This is a genomic window from Neobacillus niacini (assembly GCF_031456445.1).
GTDB classification, from domain to species: Bacteria; Bacillota; Bacilli; order Bacillales; family Cytobacillaceae; genus Neobacillus; species Neobacillus niacini_I.
Map to the genome: position 1 here is coordinate 30,940 of NZ_JAVDUQ010000005.1, position 25,669 is coordinate 56,608.

The following is a 25,669-nucleotide window of genomic DNA, read 5'->3' on the forward strand; positions in this document are numbered from 1 at the left end:
AATACTCACTCGCCTCTCTAATTACTTTGGAATGCCTTTTCCAACTTAGTAATAAATTCATTGATTTCTTCTATAGTTGCGGTTAATGGTGGGAGAACCCTAACCACATTAGGTCCTGCTGTAAGAATAAGCAGCTGCTGGTCAATTGCTTTTTGAACAATTTCTGCCGCATTTATTTCGACGACGATTCCTTTCAGCAACCCTTTTCCGCGAACATCTTTGATAAAAGAATACTTTTCTTTTAAGGTTTGAAGCTGTTCATCTAAATAAGTGGATATTTCTCCAACCTGTTTCAGTAAATTGCTTTTTACTATATGTGTGATGGTTGCCACTCCTGCAGCGGTTGCCAAAGGATTTCCTCCAAACGTACTGCCATGGCTTCCCGGGTCAAACCCTTTGGCGGCCTTGTTTTTTGCGATAATCGCACCGATTGGAAAACCGGAACCAAGACCTTTGGCAACACTGATGACATCTGGTTCGATTGAGTATTGCTCATAGGCAAACAATGTACCGGTCCGTCCAATGCCTGTTTGGATTTCATCAACCATCAATAAAATATCGTTCTCTTCACAAATTTGCGCGAGTGATTCCACCCATTCCTTATTGGCCGGAATCACTCCGCCTTCCCCTTGCACAAGTTCTAGTAAAACGGCTGCAGGTTTGATTTCTGCAATCTGTTCAATCGCTGCATCATCATTGTAGGGAAGATAGCGGAAGCCCTGTACTAACGGCAAGAAACCTTGCTGAATTTTTTCCTGCCCCGTGGCAGAAAGAGTCGCTAATGTCCTGCCATGAAAGGACTGCTGAAAGGTGACGATTTCGTAAGCATCTGTCCCTTTTACCTTTTGCGCATATCTCCGTGCTAGTTTGATAGCTGCCTCATTTGCTTCCGCTCCGCTGTTGCAAAAGAAAACCTGGTCACCGCAGCTGTTTTCTGTTAAAAGGGCCGCAAGCTCCTGTTGGTTCGGTATGTGATAGAGATTAGAGCAATGCCAAAGATTTTGTACCTGTTCCTCAAGCTTTTCTTTAACCGCATCCGGAACATGCCCAAGGTTGCATGTGGCAATGCCGGAAGTGAAATCTAAAAATTGAGTTCCATTGTCATCCCACACATAGCTTCCTTTCCCTTTTACCAATGTAACCGGGAAACGAGTGTATGTAGACATTAGTGGTGATTCAAGGGAAACGGAAGTGTTATTCACCATTACGCAATCTCCTCTTCTAGAACAATTTTCGTGCCAATTTTTTTACCATTTATATAATCGATTAGGCTATTTTTCTCAAAGCCGTTAAGGATTGCAACCTCAGGTATATTGTGAACAAGTCCGTCGATCGCAGCTGTAACCTTTGGAATCATTCCGCCGTAGATGGTCTTATTTTCAATTAGGTTTTCAACGGCCGCCTTCGATACAAGATCAAGTTTCTTTTTTTCACCATTCATTTCAATTAAGATTCCTGGAATATCACTAATAAAGCAAAGGTTTGCTTCTAACGCTTTCGCGACAGCACTTGCAGCAATATCTCCATTTATGTTGTAACGCTGTCCATTGTCATCAATCCCAATGGGGGAAATGACTGGAATATATCCTTGTTGAATAATGTTTTCTATTAGAGGTTTATTCACTTCAACCACTTCACCGACAAAACCGATAACCTCTGAATTTTCGGCAGGCTTTGCTTTTAACAGACAGCCGTCTACGCCACTGATGCCATAAGCATTGCCGCCAGCCTCAATTAGGTTTCTTACTACTTGCTTATTAACCGATCCGCTTAAGACCATTTCCACTACATCCAGAACCTGGAGACTTGTAACTCTTAGGCCGTTCACAAAAGTGGTCTCGACATTCAGGTTTTTAAGTAAGCCAGTGATTAGAGGTCCTCCGCCATGGACGATAATCGGGGTCCATTCGCCTGCTTGATGGATTTTTACGATGTCTTCATAAAATGATCTTGGCAGATTTTCTAACACACTTCCGCCACACTTAATGACTAAATACTTCACTTCTATGCCCCTCCTCTATGTGCGGTAGGATCCATTGATTTTGACATAATCATAGGTTAAATCGCATCCCCAGGCCGTAGCAGTTTGGTCTCCTTGATTTAATTCAACATAAATTTGAATCGTTTCTTGCTCTAAATAGTTTTTAACTTCCGCTTCATTAAATGGACAAGGCAAACCGTTTTCAAATACTTGGTACGGCCCAATCGCAACTTTTATGGCATTGGGTTGCACCTGGACACCGCTATAACCAATTGCGGTAACAATTCTTCCCCAGTTTGCGTCCGTCCCAAAGATGGCGGTTTTAACTAGGCTTGAAGAAATAATCGATTTTCCGACGATGCTAGCGTCCTCTTGCGTTTTGGCACTATCAACCGTTACTTCAATTAGCTTTGTAGCCCCTTCTCCATCACGGGCAATCTTTTTCGCGAGTTCTTCGGAAACCTTTTTTAAACCATTTACAAACAAATCCCAATCAGGATGATTTTTTGTTAATGGATCGTTTTCGGCAAGTCCGTTGGCCAAAACCAACACCATATCGTTTGTACTTGTATCTCCGTCAACCGTAATCATATTAAAGGTTTGATTTGTTACATCTTTAAGGGCAAAAAGCAGATCCTCGTGAGCAATATTTGCATCCGTTGTGATAAAGCCAAGCATGGTTGCCATATTTGGATGTATCATTCCGGAGCCCTTGGCAGCGCCGCCAATACTCACGGTTTTCCCATCAATTTTCATTTGGACACCGATATGTTTAACGGAAGTATCCGTAGTGAGAATGGCTTGCATGAAGTTTGCTTCTGCCGCATTTTCTTCATTTAGGATTTGGTCGATTCCTGTATGGATTTTTTCCATTGGCAGCAATTCTCCAATCACCCCTGTGGAAGTTACCGCAACGAGATGTTCAGGGATTCCTAATTGGCCAGCGAAAGCCTTCTGCATTTCAGCAGCATCTTTTATTCCCTGTTCACCCGTGCACGAATTGGCATTTCCTGAATTGACAAGGACAGCCTTGATTTTATACTCTTTCGCAATGCTTTCTTGTGTAACGACTAATGGCGCTGCTTGAAAAACATTTGTTGTATATACCCCGGCCGCTGTTGCGGGTACTTCCGAAACGATATAGCCTAAGTCCAGTTTTTCTTTTTTAATTCCGCAATACATTCCGCCAGCTTTAAATCCCTTTGGAAAAGTAATGCCCTCTTCTTTTAAGACAACCGCTTTATGATTAGAAATGGCTTGCATCAAGTACTCCCCCTCCTGCGCTTCCCAAAATTTATAACGTTCTATGGATACATCGCTATATCCTTAAGTCCTGTACCTTCATCCCATCCGTTCATTATGTTTACATTTTGAATGGCTTGCCCAGCAGCACCTTTTACCAAGTTATCAATCACCGATACAATCGTTAAACGTCCTGTCCGTTGATCAACGTGTAAGCCAATATCACAATAATTGGTGCCTAAAACCTCTTTTGTAGAAGGAATGTTGACGATAGGTCTTACCCTTACAAACGGCTTATTTTTATAAAATTCACTATATAATTCATGCACTTCTTCGGTTGATATATTATCCTTTAAGTTTATATAAGTCGTACACATGATTCCTCTTGTCATGGGTACTAAGTGAGTGGTAAAGGAAATCGTGATTGGAGTTTGTGCTTCATCACTGAGAGTTTGCTCGATTTCCGGAATATGTTGATGGGCTCCAAGTTTATATGCCCTAATATTTTCATTTATTTCAGCATAATGAGAGGTTAACGACAGCCCTCTTCCCGCACCGGATACCCCTGATTTCGCGTCAACAATAATAGACTTGTAATCTGCTAAATTCGTTTTCACAATGGGCAGAAGCCCAAGTGTTGCTGCAGTCGGATAACATCCCGGATTGGAAAGTAATTTAGCATTCTTTATATTTTCGCTGTAAATTTCACTAAGTCCATAGATTGCCTGCTTTAAATACGCTTCGTTTGCAGGTGAATGTTTATACCAAGATTCATATTCTTGAGTAGACCTGAGCCGAAAATCCCCGGATAAGTCTACACATTTGATTCCATTTTCCAAAAGCTGCGGAACAAGGTCTTTGCTTATACCTGACGGAGTTGCAAGAAAAACCATTTCATTATTTTTGCTTAATTCACTTGGGTTAAATGTTTCGAGCGATAAATCTACTATATTCAACAAGTGCGGATAGGCTTCACTAAATTGGGTACCGGCTTGCGAGTTTGATACAACGGTACCAATTTCTAAATATGGATGTTTATTAATTAACCTGATTAATTCAATTGCCCCGTATCCCGTCCCACCGATAATCGCGACTTTCAATTTTTTCATCTCCCGAATTCGTCTTCTTGTTGTATTATTATACTTAGAAATTAATAAATATTCAATATCAAAAGTGCTAAATTATTAGTTTTTATTGAAATTTTAATAAAAGAACACTGAAACCGCTTACATTTTTCCTTGTTCGAATATACATTTTTTATACAAAACTATTTGTTTTGATGGAAGGTACAAAAAAATCGTTAAAGCATAGATCTTTAACGAATTTTTTCATTTTTATTCTTCTTTCCGATTTAAATAGTCATTCACTTGGAGGAACTCAGGCGATGTATGGGTTGCCATGATTCCATGGTAACTTATATCCAGACCAAGATCTTCTTCATCATTTGAGGCGCGAATGGGAACCCATTTATTTATAAGTTTTAACCCCGCCCATGTAAGCAGGAATCCCCATCCACATAAAATGAATAATCCTAACAACTGAACCGCTAATAAATGCCAGCCTCCACCTTCTAAAAGACCTCCTTCGGTTGCGAAAAGACCAACAGCGATTGTTCCCCATACTCCAGAAACAGCATGTACTGGAAATGCGCCAACCGGGTCATCAATCCGTTTTGCTTCCAACCAATTCGTCGCCCCCATCATCAACAAACCAGAAATGGCTCCAATTAGGATGGATGACTGGTCGCTTACAAAGGCACAACCTGCTGTTATCCCCACAAGTCCTGCAAGGGAGGCATTAATGACAGATGGGGCATCTGACCGGCCGTATCGAAATAAAGTATAGATTAATGCAGTAGCCCCACCTGCAGCTGCTGATAGCATTGTTACAATAGCAATGTGACCTATTCTAACATCCGTTGCAGTCAGCGTACTTCCAGCATTAAAACCAAACCAGCCGAACCATAATAAAAACGCTCCTACCGAAGCAAGCGGCAGATTACTAGGTAAAGCAATCGAAGAGGCGTCCTTTGAAGTAAATTTACCTTTTCTTGGTCCGATTAGGATGGCTGCGGCTAATGCCGAGAATCCTCCTAACGCATGGATAACTGCTGATCCCGCAAAGTCTTCCATTCCTAATTTCCCTAACCATCCGCCCCCCCATACCCAATGACCGGCAATGGGATAGATGAACATCGTCATCAATATGACATATAAAAGATACGCTCGAAAATTAACTCGTTCCGCTACAGCACCTGAAACGATCGAAATAACCGCGATGACAAAGGCACCTTGGAAAAGCCAAAAGGTATCCGTCGAAATAGATAATTTCAAATGGGAAAAGTCGCCTTTTAACATGAATCCATCCGTCCCTATTATTCCAAACAGATCCGCCCCATACATAAGGGCAAATCCAACTAAATAATAACAAAGTGTCCCAATCGTAATATCAGCAAACACCTTCATAATAATATTCACGCTGTTTTTTGAACGCACAAACCCTGCTTCAAGCAGGGCAAATCCGCCTTCCATTAATAAAATCATGGCTGCAGTCAGCACTACCCAGATTGTATCAAGACCTGATTGGATTGCATGGATTGTCATTGCTATTGTCCCCCCATTTCTTTATAGTTTTTAAGTTCCTCTATAACACTATGAGAAAGCACAATAGCTTGTTTCTCTTCATTTTTCACTAAATTTATGATTCTCTCTAATTCTGCCATTTTTTTCTTAATTTCTTCTATTTGACTTAAACGTTGTTTCACATTTACAAGATACTCCACTGCTTGATGATGGCTGGGTGGCCGCCCTGTAAAAAATTTCTTAAAAGCAGGTAATGATTGATACCAAGCCTCATACGTTCTCCTTTTTTCTTCGAATTTTATGATTTTTTCCTTTAATAGTGCCATTTCTTTTTCTTTATAAATCTTTATTTCTAATAAAGCATTTATAAGATCATTAGGAGCAATTTGAAATTCTAAGGTACGATATAATTCATCCATTACGTCCATGTCATATCTCCTCACATGAATTGTTACTTTTTCTGATTATATTGATAATTTCAATTTTAGTCAATACAAAATTCTTCCTGTTTTATGACGATAAAAAAAGAACCCCATTATTTATGAGGTCCCCACCATTTATCTTTTAAAAAGCAATCGATACATATTTTACTTCGAGATATTCATCAATCCCGTAATGCCCGCCTTCTCTTCCTAATCCACTTTCCTTAAATCCTCCGAACGGCGCCTGCGCCACAGTAGGCAGGGCATCATTCAGCCCGACGATTCCATATTCAAGTTTTTCACTAATTCGAATGGCTCTGCTTAGGCTTTCAGTATAGACGTAAGAAGCCAATCCATAGATTGAATTATTGGCACGTTCAATTACTTCCTCTTCTGTTTTAAACGTTGCAACCGGTGCCAGTGGTCCAAACGTTTCCTCCTTCATACAAAGCATTTCATCAGAAGCATTTGTGATAATTGTCGGCTCAAAAAAGTAACCATCTGCAATATTTGCTCTGCTGCCGCCTTGAAGGAGTTCTCCACCCTTGCTAAGAGCATCATCAATTTGTTCTTTCACCTTATCAATCCCATTTAAATCAATCATTGGCCCAATATCGGTTCCTTGATCTAATCCATTTCCAATCTTTAATTTTGCAACGGCTTCTCGGAACTTCTCATTAAATTCAGCTTCAATCGATTCGTGAACATAGATTCGATTCGTACAAATACAAGTTTGGCCGGCATTCCTGAACTTCGAGCCCACAACCCCTTCAACCGCCTTATCAATATTTGCATCATCCATCACGATAAACGGAGCATGACCGCCTAATTCCAAGGAAATTTTCTTGACGGTGTCTGCCGCACCCTTCATGAGCATTTTCCCAACCTCGGTTGAACCGGTAAACGTCAGTTTACGAACACGCTCATCTTGCAGCCAAGCGTCGCCAATTGCTCGGGAATCTCCTGTTACAACATTTAACACACCTTTTGGGATCCCGGCTAAATGTCCAAGCTCAACCAGTTTTAAGGCCGTTAACGGAGTTTGGGTTGCCGGCTTAATTACGGCTGTACAACCGGCTGCAAGCGCAGGGGCCACTTTCCTGGTAATCATCGAGGCAGGGAAATTCCATGGTGTAATGGCCGCAACTACACCCACCGGTTGTTTCTGAATAAGAATTCGTTTATTTGGATGGGAGGATGGGATGGTTTCGCCATAAATCCGTTTTCCTTCTTCCGCATACCATGAAACATAACTGTTCGCATTAATAATTTCACCTAATGCCTCTTTCAATGGCTTCCCTTGTTCTTCTGTCATAATCCGCGCGAGTCCTTCTTTATTTTCATCAATTAATTGAAACCATTTCATTAATAATTGACTGCGTTCTTCAGCCGTTTTAACAGACCATTCCTTAAAAGCAGCATAAGCAGCATCCACTGCTTTTTTCGCTTCCACTGTTCCCCCTTTCGGAACTTCTGCGATCACTTGATTATTCGCAGGATTGATTACCTTGATGAATTCTTTACTTTCACTTTCTACGCTTTCTCCGTTGATCTGCATTAAATGTGTAGTCATACGTTTTCTCCCATTCTATTATTTTTACAAAAATTGCACGTTTATACTAAACTAACAGCACCAGAAGAAACGATTGCTGCCTCAATTGAGTGTTCTAAAATCGTTAACCCTTCCTCTAATTGTTCATTTGTAATAACTAATGGCATAAGCAGACGAATAACATTGCTGTAAATACCTGCACTAAAGATTAATAATCCACGTTTATTCGCTTCTTTAATGATTTGATTGGTCAAGTCTTTGGCCGGCTCTTTTGTTTGTCTGTCCTTCACAATTTCCATTGCACACATGGCTCCAAGTCCTCTTATATCCCCAATGCAATCGAATTTTTTGGAAAGATCCTTAAATTTATCCATAACGATTTTTCCAACCTCTTCTCCGCGCTGATTCAGACATTCTTCTTCAATAATCTCCAAGACAGCTAAGGCAGCTTTACATCCTAATGGGCTGCCGCTGTAGGTTCCGCCAAGTTCCCCTGGGTCTGCTGCATCCATCATTTCTTTACGTCCAATCACGCCGCTAATAGGCACGCCTGCTCCCATGGATTTTGATACGGTAATCAGGTCTGGAATCACATCGAAATGCTCGATTGCAAAGTAACGGCCGGTGCGGGCAAACCCAGTTTGGATTTCATCTGCAATAAAGAGGATTCCATTCTCTTTACAGAGTTGATAGACTCCCTGCACAAAACGTTTGCCAGGAACAATAAACCCGCCTTCACCTTGAATTGGTTCCATCACAACTGCCGCAATTGACTCCGGAGCCACATCAGTGACAAAGAAGTTACGAAACTCTTGAAGGATAAAATCTTCATACTGTTCTTCTGTTAATCCTTCCGGGCGTCTGTACATATACGGATAGGGTGCTCTGTAAACCTCAGGGGCAAACGGGCCAAATTCAAATTTGTACGGCTTTACCTTACTTGTCATCGTCATGGTCATTAAAGTCCGGCCATGGTACCCTCTTGAAAACGAAATAACCCCTTGTCTTTTCGTATATTTACGTGCAATTTTCACCGCATTTTCGACAGCTTCTGCACCACTGTTTTGTAACAGCACTTTCTTCTCATGATTTCCCGGGGCAAGCTCCGCAAGCTTTTCCGCAAGCTCAATATAAGATTCATACATCATGACATTGAATCCTGTATGGATAAATTGATCCACTTGTTCATGCAGTGCTTGTTTCACTTTCGGATGGCCATGTCCTACATTTTGAACTCCAATCGCTCCTACAAAATCAATAAAAATGTTACCGTCAACATCTTTGATTAGCGCCCCATCAGCTGATTCTGCAAAAGCTGGGACTCCATTGCTTACTCCCTTCGGTACAATATTTTCACGTCTTTCTACTAAACTTTTTGATTTTTCACCTGGTAAATTCATTTGGATTTTTGCAAAACTCATGATAATCTTCCTTTCGTAAATAAAATAATTTTAATCATTTACTATTTTTTCAGAATTAAATTCAATTTCTGGCTGGTTCTTGACATTCCCCTTTTTTCGGTAAAAAAGAAAATAAGAACCGATCACGAGGATCGTAAGGAGTGAAGTTAGATAGAATTGTTCACGCATTGAATCGATAAAAGCTTGGGCAACAAAAATAATAAATAGGATGACAATGGTAGCATAGGTTAAATGGGGAAATAACCACATTTTCACTTTAAGTTTCTTCGGATCTTCCTTTTCTGCTCTTAATCGCAGGCGTATATGGGAGAAGGCTATAAAAATATACATCACGATGGTTACACCACCGGAAGCATTAGCCAAAAATACAAACAATCCATTCGGCGAGACAAATTTAAACGTGGCGAATACATAGGTAAAGATAACGCTTACAGCTAAAGCCCAAAGCGGAATCCCCCTTTTGCTGACTCGCGATAGGAATTTTGGAGCCGTTCCCTTTTTTGATAGAGAGTACAGCATCCGCGAACTTGTATAGAGCCCGGAATTTAAAACAGAAAGAAGCGAAATAAAAATGATTCCATTCATGACTTGAGCAGCAGCGGGAAGACCAACCATATCGAAGACACTGGCGTAAGGGGACTGCAGCAAATCCTTGGCATCTTGCGGAATAATCATCACTAAAATCGCTACAGATCCAACAAAGAAAAGAAGAAGCCGCCAAACTACAGCATTGATCGCCTTTATAATGTTCTTTTCCGGATTTTCGGACTCACCCGCTGCAATGGCTGCCACCTCACTCCCTGAAAGTGAGAAGGTAATAAAGATTACACTAAGGAGTACTGGCATCCATCCATGCGGGAAAAAGCCAGCACCTGACATTATACTGGTTATTCCTGTCGCTTTAATTCCTGGAAAAAAACCAAAAACAATGACTGTGCCTACGCATAGAAAAATAACAATGGCAGAAACCTTAATAAACGCTAACCAGTATTCAAATTCCCCGTAGGCTTTAACCGAGAAGACATTCGTAGCTGTCATTAAAATAGGAAAGACTAAACTCGCCACCCATGCAGGGATGGAAGGAATCCAATTGTGAACAAATGTTCCCAATAACGTTGCTTCAATCGCTACGATAATCACCCAATTGAACCAGTACAACCAGCCAATCGTATACCCGGCCCATGGACCAAAAGCCTGCTGTGCGTAAGTGGCAAAGGAACCGCTATCAGGGTTCACAACTGCCATCTCCCCCAGCATCCGCATGATTAGAACAATCATTAATCCAGCAATGATATACGATATCAATGCCCCAGGTCCTGCCGACATGATCATGGTACCGCTTCCAATAAAGAGGCCTGCACCAATTACACCGCCTATTGATATCATGGTTATATGCCTTGTCTTCAGATCCTGTTTCAATTCATGATTTTGAAACCCCACTAAACATCCCCCCTATTTTATCGATATACATCTATATTTAATGCAATAATCGTGCCAATAGGAATTTCCCTTAATTTAGACAAAAAAATCAAATTTTTTAAAATAATCGATTCATTTTCGAATTAAAATTAGATTATTTCGATTCATTTATTGATTATTGATTCGATTCTGAATTATATTTAAAGTAGATTACGAGATATAAAAGGAGAGCCCATGTCTATAGCAGAAATTATTTTAGAAACTATCGTAAAGACTTCCAATAACAATATCACTATCACGGATGAAAAAGGGGTTATTTTGTATACCAATAGCGAGCATTGGACGGTTTATGAAGATGGACCAAAAGAATACATTGGGAAATCCATTTTTGAACTTCAGGAACTAGGGATATTAACGCCCTCGATTACGGCAAAAGTACTCACAGAACAAAAACCCATTCAAATTATGCAAAACACAAAAAAAGGAAAAGTAATCATGTCCACAGCCTATCCCATTTACAATGATAAGGGGGAAATTATCCGCATAATTAGTTACGCCCTTGACCGAACGGAAATTAGCAGTCTTCAGGCTCAATACGAAAAATTAGAAAAAAAGTTAAAAGAATATCAAATAGAGATGGAGGAATTAAAGGGCAGAGAGGGCATCCTCTATCGTAGTAAGGAAATGCAGCAAATCGCTAAAACCATCCAACGAGTAGCCCCTACCGACGCTACAGTGTTGATGTTAGGAGAGTCTGGAGTTGGAAAAAGTATGCTAGCCAGAAAACTACATACCTATAGTAACCGGCATAAAAAACATTTTATTGAAGTAAATTGCACCACCATCCCATCAAGTTTATTTGAATCAGAAATGTTCGGTTATGAATCCGGGTCCTTTACAGGCGCCCAAAAAAAAGGGAAACCGGGATTGATCGAACAAGCCCATGAAGGTACGCTATTTTTAGATGAAATTGGCGAACTGCCCTTGTCCATCCAAGCAAAATTATTAAAGGTTTTACAAGAAAAAAAGTTTATCCGAGTGGGCGGGACAAATGAGCGGCATGTTGATTTTAGGTTAGTAACAGCTACGAATAAAAATTTAGAAGAAATGGTCCAAAAAGGTGAATTCCGTCTTGATTTATTTTATAGACTCCATGTAATTCCCCTATCTATTCCTGCTTTACGAGATCGAAAGGAAGATATTTCTCTTTTGATTAATCATTATATTGAGTTAATGAACAAGAAATATAAAACAGCCAAAAAAATACACCCTTTAGTATACGAAAAACTGCTAAATTATAGATGGCCTGGTAATGTCCGTGAATTAGAGAACCTGCTTGAACGGCTCGTTTTAACAACCGAAGAAACCATTATCCGGCAAAATTCACTGCCTCCCTCTATTATGGGCGAAGCACCAGCACATGAAGAGGATGTCTCCCTCATTGAACACTTAATAACTGAAGAAACCAATCTAAATACCGTAATAGACCGAGTAGAAAAATGGATGCTTTTAAAAGCCCAAAAGCAATGTAAATCAACGTATGAAATGGCCAAATACCTTGGGATTAGTCAGCCTTCTGTTATTCGAAAACTAAAAAAACACAAAGAAAAGCAGGGTCATTTAGACTAAATCAAGTCATGAAAAACACCTCTTTCTTAGGTACGAAATCTCTTCGTCCTGAAAGAGGTGTCTTTAAAAATGAACGTTTATACGTTTATCCAATATACTTGATCATAGCTACTTCATCACAGCCATTAAACTTCGGGCAATTCATACAATCCACCCAAACTTTTTCAGGTAATGTTTCTTTTGCAACAATCTCAAAACCGCATTTTTTGAAAAACTCTGTTTCATAAGTAAAGGACATAACACGACTAATTCCAAGTTCAGGCGCTTCCTCTATGAGACGTTTCACTAATTTACGCCCTATCCCCTTCCCGGCATGCTCAGGAGATACAACCAAAGACCGTATCTCTGCAAGGTCCTGACCTAAAACATGTAATCCCGCAACACCTAGTATTTTATTATTCTCTTTCATAACATACAAACATTGTAAATGTTGATAGAGTGATAAGTATGTTCGTGGCAGCACAATTTCTTTTTTCGCATAAATTTGAATTAAATTATAAATATCTTTCACATCAGCAGTCACTGCATGATAAATATCCATTTGCTTTCTCCTTTTGAAATAATATTATAAATATACAACGATATGCATTTTTACTCAATAGGATTTTATAAAAAATAAAATATATTAGTTGATTATTTTAAATGTACAAAGTAAAAAGACAAATCCACTTTCTGAACAAAAGCCCAAGAAAATGTATTTGTCTTGTATATTTACCCAAAGGGGTTGGGTACATAATAATTGAATTTTTTATTGATTAAATCGCCCGCGCTGGCGGAGTAATTCCCTGTTTAAGTTTGGATTCTTTTCAAACGCTGCACGGCCATGAAGCCAGAAAATATTATTTATGACGACAAGATCTCCAACTGGAAGTTTCAACTCTGTTACACTCTCGTCATTTTCCATTGAGTCAGACAAGTCACGAAGATATTTTGCTTGTTCAATTGTTTCAGGATAGACAAATTGATCGATAAAACACATACCAGGTTTGTTATTATAATTGAAAAAGGTTAAGCGCTCAATCTCTTGATCGACATTTTTACTTTTTGGTGCTTTATAGGTAAATTTGTAGTTTGCTAACGGATGGCTGGTAAAATGGTCAAGCTCCTTCCAGTCATCAAGATGTAATAATCGTGATTCCCCACCAACTGCATTTTCTTCCACCATCTTCATCATCAATAACCAGTCGGTAGGTTCATCAACAAATGTCCCATCCGTATGGAGGGTAAATAAACGATACGCCTGGCGAAGATAGGAGTCACTGCTATCTGTATCCTTTACACTAAATCGCGCATAATATTTTCCGGACATGGAATCGTGGTTAGGAGTTCCTAACAAGTGAGAGATGGCTGTTGCAAAAATAACATATTCGTCTGTATTTTCGGTGACACCTTCTAAACCAAGGGTAAATCCACCTGACTCCCTGTCATGAACAATGCTGCGAAGGAGTTCACCAAACTCTCCTCCTACTTGGTCTAATAAATAGGAAGCTACAAGAATACGGGCATATGGCGTGTATTCCAAGTGTTGAACAGAATAACCTTCTTGTGCTACACGATCAAGAAATTGAACAATGCTTTCTTTTGATAACTGAATGTGGTATAAACGGTTCGTCTGTGGATGAATCTTTACTTCATAGTTTTCCGTTACTCTTTCAAATTTCGCGTAAGTTTTTTCTGCAATACTCATGTTTCATTCCTCCAATTTTAAATGAATTTAGTATTTTAAAAACAGGAATATAAAAAAGCCAGTTGCAAAAGGATTCCTAGTTCATTAGGAATTTACTTTTTTGCAACTGGCTTGGGTTCACTTCATCGTTCTACGGAAATAGAATCGTAGTGAATAGGCAGTCTATTATGATTTTCCTGTTTTCGATTATTTATAATTGTTCCCGATTTTGAAATGGTAGCTTTCAAAAGGAGAGCATACTATAAATATAAGTTAATTATAGTATAAAACTTATAAACTAACTTGTCAAACTTTTTTTAATATTTAAATGATTATAGCAGATTTTATTATTTTTGTTTCTGCAGGAATCCGCCTTACAATCTCTTTCCCAATCTCTATCGATGCAGTTGCTGCCGGTGATGGGGCATTACACACGTGGATCGAGCGTTTTCCCATAATAATATTGAAGTCGTCTACCATATTCCCATCATACTTTAAAGCCTGGGCACGAACACCCGCCGGTGCCGGAATCAGATCATCTTCCTGAATTTCCGGTATTAATTCTTGAAGGCTTTTGGTAAATTGCTTTTTACTGAAGGAACGGACATATTCTTCTATTCCTTCTTTCATAAATTTACCGGCAAGTTTCCAAAACCCTCCGTAACTTAAAACTTCAGCAAGGTCTTTCGCATTAAAATCCGTTTTTTTATAACCTTCCCGTTTAAAGCTTAATACAGCATTAGGACCTGCATCGACTTCACCGGAAATCATCCTGGTAAAATGAACACCCAAGAATGGAAATTTAGGATTTGGAACAGGATAAATAAGGTGCTTTACTAGATAACGTTTTTCCGGTTTTAATTTAAAATATTCACCACGGAACGGGACAATTTTCATATCAGTTTTATACCCTGCAGCTTCAGCGACACGGTCGCTGTGCAGCCCGGCACAATTGATGACCATATTTGCTTTGATCGTCCCCCGTGAGGTTTCAATGGTAACTTGATCTGATTCCTCGTGGATTTTTTCTACTTTAGTATTTAACTGGACCTCACCGCCATTAGCAACAATGATCTCAGCAAATTTCTCACTGACTTGGCGATAATTCACGATTCCCGCCATAGGGACACGGATAGCACCAACTCCATTTACATGGGGTTCAATTTCTTTTAACTCATCGGATTCAATACGATGGATATTTAAACCATTTTCTAGTCCTCGTTTATGTAAATTCTCAAGAAGCGGAATTTCTTCCTGTTTGGTTGCGACAATCACTTTTCCGCATATATCATGTTCGATCCCGTGTACTTCACAGAATTCCCTCATGGACTGGCTTCCTTGACGCGCAAAGCGAGCTTTAAAGCTGCCCGGTTTATAATAAATACCTGAATGAATGACTCCGCTATTATGACCGGTTTGATGTTTCGCAACAGCTGACTCTTTTTCAATTACAACTACTTTCGCATCGGGAAAACGTTGATAGATTGCCATACCTGTTGATAGTCCTACAATTCCCCCTCCAATGATTGCAAAATCAAACATTTGCAAAATCCCCCTTTTTTTAGTTATTCAGTTCTTCCATATACTGAATTAAATTATTTTTTGTTCGTAAAATATGATATTCCACCGCAGCTCGGAGTTCTGCCGCATCCCCCCGTAAAACGGCTTCGTAAATCATTCGATGCTCCCGCTGTGTTTGGTGATGATAATGTACAAGTAGATTGGGTGCAATCGGTGAGATTCCAAGTGTTTCTACCATTTTTTGAACCCTCGGCCATGGACAGCCTTTCCTCAATGTTTCATGGAAAGCAGTATTCAATTGGATATATTGATCATTTGTTGCGTCCGATATTTCCAGTTCTTCCATTTGAATGAGGATCTCTTTTAGTTGTTTTTTATCTTCATCTGTTAAATAAGGGAGAGATTTTTCTACAGCCAGCCCTTCTAATAATGCCCGAGTCTGATAGATTTCCTCGATGTTTTCCCTTGTGATTGGTGTGACAATGGCACCTTTATGCGGGACAAGCTCGACAAGACCTTCCATTTGGAGCTGCGTTAATGCTTCGCGAATCGGCATACGGCTTACTTGGAGACGTTCGGCCCATTCTTCTTGGATCAGCCTCTCCCCTTTTTTCAATGTTCCATTTAAAATCGCTCGCCGAAGTCTTTTCGTTACAAATTTTACGACGGTTGACTTATCTTCATTTACTTTACTCAATTTTATCCACCTCGTTATAGATTGGATACAATATAATTAATATATCAGCTAAAACGGGAATTTTCAATATATTTTCGATAAAATTGGATACAATTATTTCGAATTGTATCCAAAACTTGATCTATTGAAAGCCAAAGCATCTTTCTTATTTAAATACCTTTTCAGGGCAGGAATCACATTTTTAGTAAATCTCCTTTTGGAATTTGACCCTCATTTCGTTTACCCACCGGTTTTGTCTCTTTACCTTCCACTTTAGAGCATTTACATTCCGATTCTCTCCTTTTACCCACCGCTTTTGGTAAAATACCTTCCACTTATCCTTTCATCTATTGAAAACCAAGGTATCTTTCTTATTTAAATACCTTTTTTAATAGAAAATTACCATTTTTAGTAAATATCAGTTTTGAATTTGACCCTCATTTCGTTTACCCACCGGTTTTGTCTCTTTACCTTCCACTTTAGAGCATTTACATTCCGATTCTCTCCTTTTACCCACCGCTTTTGGTAAAATACCTTCCACTTATCCTTTCATCTATTGAAAACCAAGGTATCTTTCTTATTTAAATACCTTTTTTAATAGAAAATTACCATTTTTAGTAAATATCAGTTTTGAATTTGACCCTCATTTCGTTCACCCACCAGTTTTATCTCTTTACCTTCCACTTTAGAGCATTTACATCCGGTTCTTTCCTTTTTCCCACCGCTTTTTGCAATTTACCCTCCACTTTTGGCAATTTACCTTCCGCTTCTCTCCTATTGCGCGGAAAACCCTAATGACCAAATAAAAAAGAGACTCTCATCGAGTCTCTTTTTCTATTGCTTCATCTTTGGATCCAATACATCTCTCAATCCATCACCCATTAAATTGAAGCCCAAAACTGTTAGCATGATGGCGATACCTGGGAAAAACAATGTCCATGGCGCCTGTACGAGATACTGCTTCGAATCCGAAAGCATTTTCCCCCATTCAGGTGTCGGTGCCTGGGCACCCATACCAAGGAAACCTAAAGCTGCAGCTTCGATAATGGCCGTTGCAATCGCAAGAGTTGCCTGGACAATTACCGGCGAGATACTATTCGGGAGAATATGACGAAACAGAATTCTTGTATCCTTCATCCCAACAGCACGGGCAGCCATAATATATTCTTCCTGCTTTACACTCAAAACCTTTGAACGGACAAGCCGTCCGAAGTTCGGGATATTAATAACCGCAATCGCAATCAGTGCATTTTGTAATGAAGGACCTAAAATTGCCACAACGGCAATCGCTAATAGAATACTAGGAAAAGCAAGCATGATATCAAAGATACGAGAAATAATCGTATCCACCCAGCGGCCATAATAACCCGCTACAATTCCAAGTAATGTCCCAAGGACAACAGATCCTAATACAGAGAAAAAACCTACCCATAAAGATATTCTTGCTCCATATACAATCCTCGAGAAGATATCCCGTCCAAAATCATCCGTTCCAAACCAATGTTTTCCGGAAGGAGCTTGCAATCTCTCTGCTAACACCTGCTCCTTATAACTATAAGGTGCGATCAAAGGCGCTATAATAGCTAACACAATAAAAAATAAGACGATTGCCAATCCTATTACAGCTAATTTATTTTTGTAAAACGCTTGTACCGCTTCCTTCCACGGAGGTGTAAGTTTATCTTCTTCAACGGCTGCCGAATTAATCTCGACTGTATTATTTGCAAGTTCAGCCACTTAAATCCCCCCTATTTCGTATATTTGATTCGCGGATCGACAACCACATACAATAGATCCACAATCAAGTTAATCAATACAAAGATTGCTGCGATAATCAGAATTCCGGACTGGATTACCGGATAGTCACGGTAGGAGATGGCATCATACAAATATCGTCCAATTCCAGGCCAGCCGAAGATGGTTTCTGTTAAGATGGCCCCTCCTAATAAAAGACCCATTTGCAAACCGATTACTGTTAAAACAGGAATAACAGCATTTTTAAGTGAATGCTTGTACACTACCCAAAACATTCTTAATCCTTTTGCACGCGCTGTTCGGATATAATCGGACCTCATAACTTCCATCATCGTAGCCCTTGTCATCCTTGCAATTATCGCCATTGGAATGGTTGCTAGCGCAAAGCTCGGTAAAACTAAATGCTTTAATACTGTGCCAAATTGGTCAAATCTTCCTTGTAACAGGGTATCAACCAGATATAAATTCGTAATGGCTGAAATCGGATCCCGGACATCCTCACGTCCAGTGGTTGGAAACCATCCCAAATGGATGGAAAAAGCCCATTGCTCCATAAGACCAAGCCAGAAAATCGGAAGGGAAACTCCTACTAACGCAAGGACCATTGCCACATAATCAAACCATGATTTTGAAAACCATGCACTGACAATTCCTGCATTTACCCCAATAACAACAGCGATAATCATTGCCACAACGGCAAGTTCCATCGTTGCTGCTAAGTAGGGCCATATTTCTTCATTGATTGGACCTCTTGTCCGCAATGAAGTCCCTAAGTCACCATGAAGAAGTGCTTTAATATAGTCAAAATATTGTATGTACCAAGGATTATTCAAGCCTAATTGTTCGGTAAGTGTTGCAATCGCTTCCTTTGTTGCTCTTTGGCCAAGAATTACCTGTGCAGGGTTTCCAGGAATAGCATGAATAATCGAAAAAACGACGAGTGTCATTCCAAACAATACCGGAATTAACGAAAAAACACGGCGGACCGTATATGTAAACAACATTCTCACCTCTTTTGAAAATGATGGGTGATGCTATTAGTTAACAAAAGGGGAGGCAAAGCTCCCCTTTCTTCAAATCTTATTTAAAATATACATTTGTCAATGCTTCAGATCCTGTTGGGTGCGGCAGATAACCTGCAACATCTTTACCCGCTGCTAATAACGGTGTTGAGTGTACAAGCGGAATCCATGGTGCATCGTCATGGATAATTTCCTGTGCTTGTTTATAAAGGTCATTACGTTTATTTTGATCTGGCTCTGTTTGAGCTTTAATTAAAATATCATGTAATTTGTCATTGCTGTAGAACGAATAGTTGTTAGCTCCAATGCTGTCTTTATCAAGCAAGGTGTACAAGAAGTTATCGGCATCTCCATTATCACCTGTCCATCCAAGCATGAAGGAATCAAACTTACCTTTAGCAGCATCAGCCAAATAAGTAGCCCAGTCCTCTGTTTTAATATTGGCTTTTACACCAATCTTGTTGAAGCTTTCTTGAATAACCTCTGCTACTTTTTGAGCTTCAGGCATATACGGACGTGCTACAGGCATTGCCCATAAATCCATTTTGAATCCATTTGGATATCCAGCTTCAGCCAATAGCTTCTTGGCTTTTTCTAAATCATACGGATATTCTTGAACGGAATCATTATAGCCTTCAACGGATGGCGGCATTGCGTTTTTAGCTGCAACTGCTTTACCGCCGTAGAACGCATCAATAATCGCTTTCTTATCAACGGCCATGTTCAACGCTTGACGTACAAGCTTATTATCAAATGGTTTACGATTTACAGTAAAACCGATATAGCCGATATTCATGGAAGGACGCTCAACTACTTGCAAATTGGCATTTGATGTAACAGTGGCTTCATCCGAGTTATTAAGACCATCCATAATATCGACTTCACCGTTTGTTAAAGCATTAAGTCGTGCTGTATTTTCAGGAATGACACGGAAAATGACTTTATTTAACTTAGGCAGGCCTTTTTTCCAATAGTCAGGATTCTTTTCAAGAGTAATACTGTCGTTTTGTTTCCACTCCACAAATTTGAATGGTCCAGTACCAACAGGATTTTTTCTGAAATCATCACCGTATTTCTTTACAGCTGTTGGGCTGGCAATTCCGAATGGTGACATCGCCAAGTTCTTTAAGAATGGAGCTTGAGGTCTTTTAAGAACAAATTGAACCGTATTGGCATCAAGTGCTTTTACATCTTTAATTACATGCCCTTTATCTTTTTTATAGCCGCCAAACATCGTATAGTACGGGAATTTATCAGCATCCCCGTTCATCCAGCGATCGAAGTTAAATACAACGGCATCAGCATTGAAATCTGTTCCATCTTGGAATTTAACTCCTTCTTGCAGCTTGAAGGTATAAGTTAATCCATCCTTGCTGACTGTCCAGCTTTTCGCGAGACCAGGATGAATCGTTGTATCCTGCGGACCATATTCAAGTAATGTTTCAAAAATATTTTCTGTTACCTTAAAGGTTTCCCCTTCAGTTGTCGTAATTGGATCCAATGAAGTGGAGTCACCGCCGCGTGCAAAAACAAGTGTATCTTTTTTCGACCCGCTAGATGCAGTGTCTTTTTTGCCATCAGTATTATTACTTGTTTTGCTGCTGCAGCCAACAAGGAACATGCTGATGGCCAAAATTGAAATCACTAACAATTTCATTGTTTTTTTCATGCGTTCTTTTACCCCCATATTCTTTTTAAAAATTTTTTATCATAAACGCATCATGCTTTACTCGTTAAACAAGTGACATGCTACGAAATGACCATTAAGATTTCGATCTTCTGGTCTGGCTGTTTTGCAAATGTCCATGCATTCCGAACATCTTGTGTGAAAAGCACAGCCTGAAGGCGGATTAGCCGGACTTGGCAGCTCTCCCTCAATTAAAATCATTTCCCTCTTAATATCAGGATCCGGAATGGGTACGGCTGACAGAAGTGCTTTTGTATAAGGATGTAATGGATTTTCGTATAGTTCTTCACTATCGGCTAATTCTATTAATCTACCTAAATACATGACGCCAACCCGGTCACTAATATGCCGGACGACTCCTAAGTCGTGAGCGATAAATATGTATGTGAGGCCAAATTCCTGTTGGATATCTTTCATCAGGTTCAGTACCTGAGCCTGGATGGATACATCGAGTGCGGAAACAGGTTCATCAGCTATTATCAGCTTCGGTTTCGTCATTAATGCTTTGGCAATCCCGATACGCTGACGCTGCCCGCCGCTAAATTGATGGGGATACCGCTTCGCATGATAACTGCTCAGGCCCACCACTTCAAGCATTTCTTTTACTCGTTTTTGTCTTTCTTCCTTTGTTCCGATGCCATGGACAATCAATGGCTCCTCAAGAATCTGTTCAACAGAATGGCGGGGATTCAAAGAAGCATATGGATCCTGGAACACCATTTGGATATCCCTGCGCGTTCTTCGTAATTCAGATTTCGACATGCTGGTAATCTCTTTATCTTCAAAAATAATTTTCCCGTCACTCGCCTCAATCAGCCGCATTAGCAGCCTTCCGGTTGTGGATTTTCCGCAACCGCTTTCGCCAACGATTCCCAGCGTTTCTCCTTTTTTAACATAAAAAGAAACATCATCGACTGCTTTAACCTCACCTTTTTTCCTGCCGAGGAGGCCGCCCGTTATTGGGAAGTATTTTTTCAAACCATTAACTTCAAGAAGTAACTCCGACATGTTTATCACTCCTCTCCCCCAATTTATGTAATAAACATCTCACTTCATGTCCGTCTTTTTCCATTTTGTATAAATCAGGTGATTCTTCGAAGCATCGTGAAAACGCTTCCGAACATCTTGCCGCAAATCGGCATCCCTGGTTAATTGTTCCCGGTGCTGGAACATTTCCTGGAATGCTGTATAATCGATCTTTTTTTCCTCTAAGGTCTGGTACTGATTTAAGTAATCCCTTTGTATAGGGATGCTGCGGATTTTTAAGGATGGTTCGTACATCGCCTTGTTCAACGATTTGACCGGAATACATAACAATGACTCGTTCACAAATTTCGGCTACTACTCCTAAATCGTGGGTAATGAGAATGATAGATGTATTTGTTTTTTCATTTAAATTCTTCATCAATGCTAGGATTTGTGCCTGAATCGTTACATCCAGAGCCGTTGTCGGTTCGTCTGCAATCAGCATTCTTGGGTTACAAGCCATTGCCATCGCAATCATAACCCGCTGTCTCATTCCCCCCGAAAGCTGGTGTGGATATTCTTTAAGAATTCCCTCAGCTCGTGGAATCCCCACTAGCTTCAATAATTCAATGCATCTTATATTTGCTTCTTTCTTTGAAAGGTCAGTATGTAATTGGATGGCTTCTATGAGTTGATTTCCAATTGTAAAAAGTGGATTTAATGATGTCATTGGTTCTTGGAAAATCATTGAAATCTGATTCCCGCGGATTTTTCTCCATTCTTTTTCAGATAAGGAAATTAAATCCTTTCCTTCAAAGGAAATTTCTTCAGCTTCAATTTTTCCTGGTGGGATTGGAATTAATCCCATGGTGGTTAAGGAGGTTACACTTTTTCCACTGCCTGACTCCCCGACAATTCCAAGAATTTCTCCCTCTTTTAACTCAAAGCTGATTCCATCCACTGCAGGAACGTATTTCTTTCCTGATAGAAAGGAAACTTTAAGGTCTTTAATTTTTAGAATAGGGTCTTTGCTCACATTTACACCTACCTGTTAGTTAAATTATTTTATGTATTTCTGAGCTTCGAAAATATTATAATATAATAAATATTTCGGAAATTGTAACATAATTTATTATATCGACAATTTCTGAATATAGCAATAATTTTAAAAATATTATTATTATTGATTGTATAAGATAAAAAAGACCCGTTCCAATGCGTTTTCGCTTTAAAGCACTGGAGTCGGGTCGAACTGTTTTTTTCTACTATTTTTTGGTTGATTGATATTTAATCTGATTCTAATATAACGTTAGAAAAAGGAGCTTTTTTCTTTAAAACATGGGTTACAAATTATTGTGTAAAAGTGATAATACTTTTCTTAATTCATTCACATCCATTTGCCCGGGAGCAGAAGATTTCTTTGCGGCACCAAATGTTAAGGCGGAACCGAACAGTTCTCCTGCCAAGCGGCTGATTACCCCTTTACCCGCCATAGACATGGTAATGATGGGGCGATCTGCATACTGTTCGTTCATGGTGTTGGTTGCTTCTAATAGAGTTAATACATCTGCAGCACTTTTAGGCATTACGGCAATTTTCGGTAAATCGCCGCCTAATTCCTGGGCTTTCCGCAGCCTTGCTATGATTTCTTCTTTTGGCGGTGTTTTTTCAAAATCATGATTCGATAAAATGACCAACACTTTTTGAGCGTGGGCAAATTCAATTAAGCTTTTAACTGTTGATTCCTCATTAAATAGCTCAACATCAATCATATCAACTAGACCTGTTTCAGCGATTCTTTTGTTTAATTTTATGTAATCTGCCGGGCTGATTTCCTTTTCTCCGCCTTCTTTGGCACTGCGAAACGTAAAAATAAGCAGTGTGTTCTCTAGAATTCCACGGATTTCCCTGAGTGCTTCCACCACTTTTTCAATCTGCTCAACATGATTGAAAAAATCAACACGCCATTCTACTAAATCTGCGCTAATCGTATTTATATAGGCAGCCTCTTCCATTAGATCCGATAATGTATTCCCTACTAATGGAACACAAATCTTTGGAATTCCTTCTCCAATTGTAACTCCTCGAACCGTCATTGTTTTTCTCATTACAAACCATTCCTTTTTTCGACCATCTTTAATCTGTCAATCATTTCATCGGCAATTTCTTCTGGTCCCTTATCATCCGTTTCGATTTTTAAATGATGCTGTCCGTAAACTTCCTGCCTTTTATAAAATAATTCCTCTATTTCCTCCATGGACTTCCCTTGCAATACAGGGCGGCTATCAAGAATAAGGCTAATGCGGTCTTTCCAGCATTCCCAAGATATATTAAGAAAAATAACCGTACAAGTGGATAAACAAATCTTTCGGATATCCTCTTGCAGAAATGCCCCGCCGCCAACAGAAATAACTTGCCGCCCTTGATTACATTTTTCTGTTATAAGACTTTTTTCCCTATCTCGAAAGGTTTTCTCTCCATATTGCTTGAAAATTTGTGATACTGGCTGATTGAATTCTTTTTCAATTCCTTCATCTATATCAATAAATTCCTGATTTAATTTTTCTGCAAGAATTTTTCCAATCGTGGTTTTTCCTGCACCCATAAACCCGATCAGGACCAAGCTTTTTTCCTCTTTTTGCAAATTGTTTCACTCCTTGAAAGTCTAAAATAGCAACTTGTTTAAAGTATAAGCCTTGGATGCTGCTAAAAACAATTGATAATTCTGAAAAAGTGAAGAATGTTGACCGGGAGATTAAGGGCAATGAAGGACAAATCTCGTTGAAGGGACCTTAGAAATGTCTTTCATTAGGTCGTTGAAGGACAAAACCCGTTGAAGGGACCTTAGAAATGTCCTTCATTAGGTCGTTGAAGGACAAAACCCGTTGAAGGGACCTTAGAAATGTCCTTCATTAGGTCGTTGAAGGACATTTCTCGTTGAAAAATCTTTGAATTGTCCTTCATTAGGTCGTTGAAAGACAATTCTCGTTGAAAAATCTTAGAAATGTCCTTCATTAGGTCGTTGAAGGACAAATCTCGTTGAAAAATCTTAGAATTGTCCTTCATTAGGTCGTTGAAGGACAAAACCCGTTGAAAAATCTTAGAAATGTCCTTCAACCGTTAACCAAACTATAGTTTCCTGGTATTAATAAAAATCCGATAAAGAATGAAACTAAGCAAAAAGGTTAGAAGTGAAAGGAATACAGCAATGCTTGAAAATGCAATCACATAGGCATTGTATTCTGTAATTCTGCTAATCATTCTAAGGGTGTCCAATTGAAAAATTCCAGCGGCAATATTAAATAAGACTAGCACAAAAAATATCATCAGAAGCCCTTTGGTGGAATTTTGGATATCTGCTTTGCTTAGGCCAATATGCGCTGAAATGCAGACAGCAAGCACTAGAAATATCCAAAACAATGGATTCAATAAATTTTCAGGAGTCAATATGCTTTTGATGATCGCAATTCCAGAATCCCCAACAGTTTTTAAAACATTTACATCTAATTTTTCAAAAGATACATGAAGACGTATTTCTGATTTTAATGTATCAAAGGATTGGGGCAGCAAAAGATACATTCCTAAAAGCAAGGAGCCAATACCGCTAAAAATAGGCCCTAAGCCGATAAAAAAGTTTCCAATCTGTTGATACGTACTATTACGATTATAAAAATGTTCTACGTAACCTAGAACTCCGTCGGGACTATTAAACTGCAGGAATTTTACTCTGGATACTTTGTGCCCCCATAGAAAGCACATGATTAGATGACCGAGTTCATGAATCGGTGTGCCAATCCAGGCTGTCCAAAGCACACCTCTTGCTCCAAACGTCCGAATCAAATATTTGTTCGAGTACTTCTCCAAAATCCCAAGGATTAGACCAATCACAATAATAGCCCCAACAAGATATAACAGTTCTATAAAACTAATGAATAAGGTATATATTAAATAAGACAGAATATTCATCCTGCTCTTTAGTCCTTTCAATCAAATTATTTTCCTATTCCTCAGGCTAAATTTAACCAAATATTTACATTACTTTGATTATTAATTTGTATTTTCTGGTTAAAATGAAACTATAAAAGTATTATGCTTTATTATTTCGAAGGAGGGATAGGAGTTTGCATC

22 protein-coding genes are annotated in these 25,669 nt (G+C 39.3%); 1 reads left to right on the top strand and 21 read right to left on the bottom strand.

Annotated elements, in window-relative coordinates; genetic code table 11:
* Positions 1-17: 17 nt before the first annotated feature.
* The 9 genes from J2Y67_RS07120 to J2Y67_RS07160 form a co-directional block, all read right to left on the bottom strand.
* Positions 18-1,205 carry an acetylornithine transaminase gene (locus J2Y67_RS07120; protein WP_310172218.1) on the bottom strand — a complete coding sequence of 396 codons (1,188 nt, stop codon included), beginning with the start codon at positions 1,203-1,205 and terminating at the stop codon, positions 18-20.
* Complete coding sequence (argB, locus tag J2Y67_RS07125; protein WP_310172221.1) at positions 1,205-2,002, bottom strand: acetylglutamate kinase; 798 nt, start codon at positions 2,000-2,002, stop codon at positions 1,205-1,207. The genes J2Y67_RS07120 and argB overlap by 1 nt, the downstream gene beginning before the upstream one ends.
* Before the next feature lie 15 nt (positions 2,003-2,017).
* A complete protein-coding gene (argJ, locus tag J2Y67_RS07130; RefSeq protein ID WP_310172224.1) occupies positions 2,018-3,244 on the bottom strand; it encodes a bifunctional ornithine acetyltransferase/N-acetylglutamate synthase in 1,227 nt (408 codons plus the stop codon).
* Between the two features lie 41 nt (positions 3,245-3,285).
* Positions 3,286-4,332 (bottom strand): N-acetyl-gamma-glutamyl-phosphate reductase, encoded by a 1,047-nt coding sequence (argC, locus tag J2Y67_RS07135; RefSeq protein WP_310172226.1) that lies wholly within the window; start codon positions 4,330-4,332, stop codon positions 3,286-3,288.
* Between the two features lie 225 nt (positions 4,333-4,557).
* A complete protein-coding gene (locus tag J2Y67_RS07140; protein WP_310172229.1) occupies positions 4,558-5,826 on the bottom strand; it encodes an ammonium transporter in 1,269 nt (422 codons plus the stop codon).
* 2 nt (positions 5,827-5,828) lie between these two features.
* On the bottom strand, positions 5,829-6,233 hold the full coding sequence (locus J2Y67_RS07145) for a hypothetical protein (protein ID WP_310172231.1): 405 nt from the start codon (positions 6,231-6,233) through the stop codon (positions 5,829-5,831).
* Between the two features lie 136 nt (positions 6,234-6,369).
* Positions 6,370-7,785 (bottom strand): NAD-dependent succinate-semialdehyde dehydrogenase, encoded by a 1,416-nt coding sequence (locus J2Y67_RS07150; protein ID WP_310172498.1) that lies wholly within the window; start codon positions 7,783-7,785, stop codon positions 6,370-6,372.
* A 56-nt stretch (positions 7,786-7,841) separates the two neighbouring features.
* Entirely contained in the window at positions 7,842-9,200 is a 1,359-nt protein-coding gene (gene gabT / locus J2Y67_RS07155; protein WP_310172234.1) for a 4-aminobutyrate--2-oxoglutarate transaminase, read from the bottom strand.
* Positions 9,201-9,230: 30 nt separating this feature from the next.
* Positions 9,231-10,640 carry an amino acid permease gene (locus J2Y67_RS07160; protein WP_310172238.1) on the bottom strand — a complete coding sequence of 470 codons (1,410 nt, stop codon included), beginning with the start codon at positions 10,638-10,640 and terminating at the stop codon, positions 9,231-9,233.
* 213 nt (positions 10,641-10,853) lie between these two features.
* On the opposite strand from J2Y67_RS07160, the gene J2Y67_RS07165 reads away from it, so the two are divergent.
* Positions 10,854-12,248: a sigma-54 interaction domain-containing protein gene (locus J2Y67_RS07165; protein ID WP_310172241.1), complete on the top strand. Its 1,395-nt coding sequence runs from the start codon at positions 10,854-10,856 to the stop codon at positions 12,246-12,248.
* 85 nt (positions 12,249-12,333) lie between these two features.
* Here J2Y67_RS07165 and J2Y67_RS07170 read toward each other — a convergent pair whose 3' ends face one another.
* The 12 genes from J2Y67_RS07170 to J2Y67_RS07225 all read right to left on the bottom strand — a co-directional run bounded on the left by J2Y67_RS07170 (position 12,334) and on the right by J2Y67_RS07225 (position 25,429).
* Complete coding sequence (locus tag J2Y67_RS07170) at positions 12,334-12,789, bottom strand: N-acetyltransferase (protein WP_310172244.1); 456 nt, start codon at positions 12,787-12,789, stop codon at positions 12,334-12,336.
* A 207-nt stretch (positions 12,790-12,996) separates the two neighbouring features.
* Positions 12,997-13,935, bottom strand: a complete 939-nt coding sequence (glaH, locus tag J2Y67_RS07175) for a glutarate dioxygenase GlaH (RefSeq protein WP_310172247.1) — start codon at positions 13,933-13,935, stop codon at positions 12,997-12,999.
* A gap of 303 nt (positions 13,936-14,238) precedes the next feature.
* Positions 14,239-15,456 (bottom strand): L-2-hydroxyglutarate oxidase, encoded by a 1,218-nt coding sequence (lhgO, locus tag J2Y67_RS07180; RefSeq protein ID WP_310172248.1) that lies wholly within the window; start codon positions 15,454-15,456, stop codon positions 14,239-14,241.
* A gap of 19 nt (positions 15,457-15,475) precedes the next feature.
* Positions 15,476-16,132 (bottom strand): GntR family transcriptional regulator, encoded by a 657-nt coding sequence (locus J2Y67_RS07185; protein WP_310172251.1) that lies wholly within the window; start codon positions 16,130-16,132, stop codon positions 15,476-15,478.
* An 813-nt stretch (positions 16,133-16,945) separates the two neighbouring features.
* On the bottom strand, positions 16,946-17,848 hold the full coding sequence (gene nikC / locus J2Y67_RS07190; RefSeq protein ID WP_396954055.1) for a nickel transporter permease: 903 nt from the start codon (positions 17,846-17,848) through the stop codon (positions 16,946-16,948).
* Between the two features lie 11 nt (positions 17,849-17,859).
* Positions 17,860-18,867, bottom strand: coding sequence for an ABC transporter permease (locus J2Y67_RS07195; RefSeq protein ID WP_310172253.1), 1,008 nt, complete (start codon positions 18,865-18,867; stop codon positions 17,860-17,862).
* Between the two features lie 79 nt (positions 18,868-18,946).
* On the bottom strand, positions 18,947-20,557 hold the full coding sequence (locus tag J2Y67_RS07200) for an ABC transporter substrate-binding protein (RefSeq protein WP_310172256.1): 1,611 nt from the start codon (positions 20,555-20,557) through the stop codon (positions 18,947-18,949).
* A 57-nt stretch (positions 20,558-20,614) separates the two neighbouring features.
* Positions 20,615-21,583 carry an ABC transporter ATP-binding protein gene (locus tag J2Y67_RS07205; protein ID WP_310172260.1) on the bottom strand — a complete coding sequence of 323 codons (969 nt, stop codon included), beginning with the start codon at positions 21,581-21,583 and terminating at the stop codon, positions 20,615-20,617.
* Entirely contained in the window at positions 21,564-22,577 is a 1,014-nt protein-coding gene (locus J2Y67_RS07210) for an ABC transporter ATP-binding protein (protein ID WP_310172264.1), read from the bottom strand. The genes J2Y67_RS07205 and J2Y67_RS07210 overlap by 20 nt, the downstream gene beginning before the upstream one ends.
* Before the next feature lie 307 nt (positions 22,578-22,884).
* On the bottom strand, positions 22,885-23,649 hold the full coding sequence (gene aroD / locus J2Y67_RS07215; protein ID WP_310172267.1) for a type I 3-dehydroquinate dehydratase: 765 nt from the start codon (positions 23,647-23,649) through the stop codon (positions 22,885-22,887).
* Positions 23,649-24,146 (bottom strand): shikimate kinase, encoded by a 498-nt coding sequence (locus J2Y67_RS07220; protein WP_310172504.1) that lies wholly within the window; start codon positions 24,144-24,146, stop codon positions 23,649-23,651. The genes aroD and J2Y67_RS07220 overlap by 1 nt, the downstream gene beginning before the upstream one ends.
* A gap of 524 nt (positions 24,147-24,670) precedes the next feature.
* Positions 24,671-25,429, bottom strand: a complete 759-nt coding sequence (locus tag J2Y67_RS07225) for a hypothetical protein (protein ID WP_310172270.1) — start codon at positions 25,427-25,429, stop codon at positions 24,671-24,673.
* Between the last annotated feature and the right edge of the window lie 240 nt (positions 25,430-25,669).

Coding starts and splice junctions, on each gene's coding strand:
- J2Y67_RS07120 (WP_310172218.1), bottom strand. CDS start 1,205: ATGGTGAATAACACTTCCGTTTCCCTTGAATCACCACTAATGTCTACA.
- argJ (WP_310172224.1), bottom strand. CDS start 3,244: ATGCAAGCCATTTCTAATCATAAAGCGGTTGTCTTAAAAGAAGAGGGC.
- argC (WP_310172226.1), bottom strand. CDS start 4,332: ATGAAAAAATTGAAAGTCGCGATTATCGGTGGGACGGGATACGGGGCA.
- J2Y67_RS07140 (WP_310172229.1), bottom strand. CDS start 5,826: ATGACAATCCATGCAATCCAATCAGGTCTTGATACAATCTGGGTAGTG.
- J2Y67_RS07145 (WP_310172231.1), bottom strand. CDS start 6,233: ATGGACGTAATGGATGAATTATATCGTACCTTAGAATTTCAAATTGCT.
- J2Y67_RS07150 (WP_310172498.1), bottom strand. CDS start 7,785: ATGCAGATCAACGGAGAAAGCGTAGAAAGTGAAAGTAAAGAATTCATC.
- gabT (WP_310172234.1), bottom strand. CDS start 9,200: ATGAGTTTTGCAAAAATCCAAATGAATTTACCAGGTGAAAAATCAAAA.
- J2Y67_RS07165 (WP_310172241.1), top strand. CDS start 10,854: ATGTCTATAGCAGAAATTATTTTAGAAACTATCGTAAAGACTTCCAAT.
- J2Y67_RS07170 (WP_310172244.1), bottom strand. CDS start 12,789: ATGGATATTTATCATGCAGTGACTGCTGATGTGAAAGATATTTATAAT.
- glaH (WP_310172247.1), bottom strand. CDS start 13,935: ATGAGTATTGCAGAAAAAACTTACGCGAAATTTGAAAGAGTAACGGAA.
- lhgO (WP_310172248.1), bottom strand. CDS start 15,456: ATGTTTGATTTTGCAATCATTGGAGGGGGAATTGTAGGACTATCAACA.
- J2Y67_RS07200 (WP_310172256.1), bottom strand. CDS start 20,557: ATGAAAAAAACAATGAAATTGTTAGTGATTTCAATTTTGGCCATCAGC.
- J2Y67_RS07205 (WP_310172260.1), bottom strand. CDS start 21,583: ATGTCGGAGTTACTTCTTGAAGTTAATGGTTTGAAAAAATACTTCCCA.
- aroD (WP_310172267.1), bottom strand. CDS start 23,649: ATGAGAAAAACAATGACGGTTCGAGGAGTTACAATTGGAGAAGGAATT.
- J2Y67_RS07220 (WP_310172504.1), bottom strand. CDS start 24,146: ATGGGTGCAGGAAAAACCACGATTGGAAAAATTCTTGCAGAAAAATTA.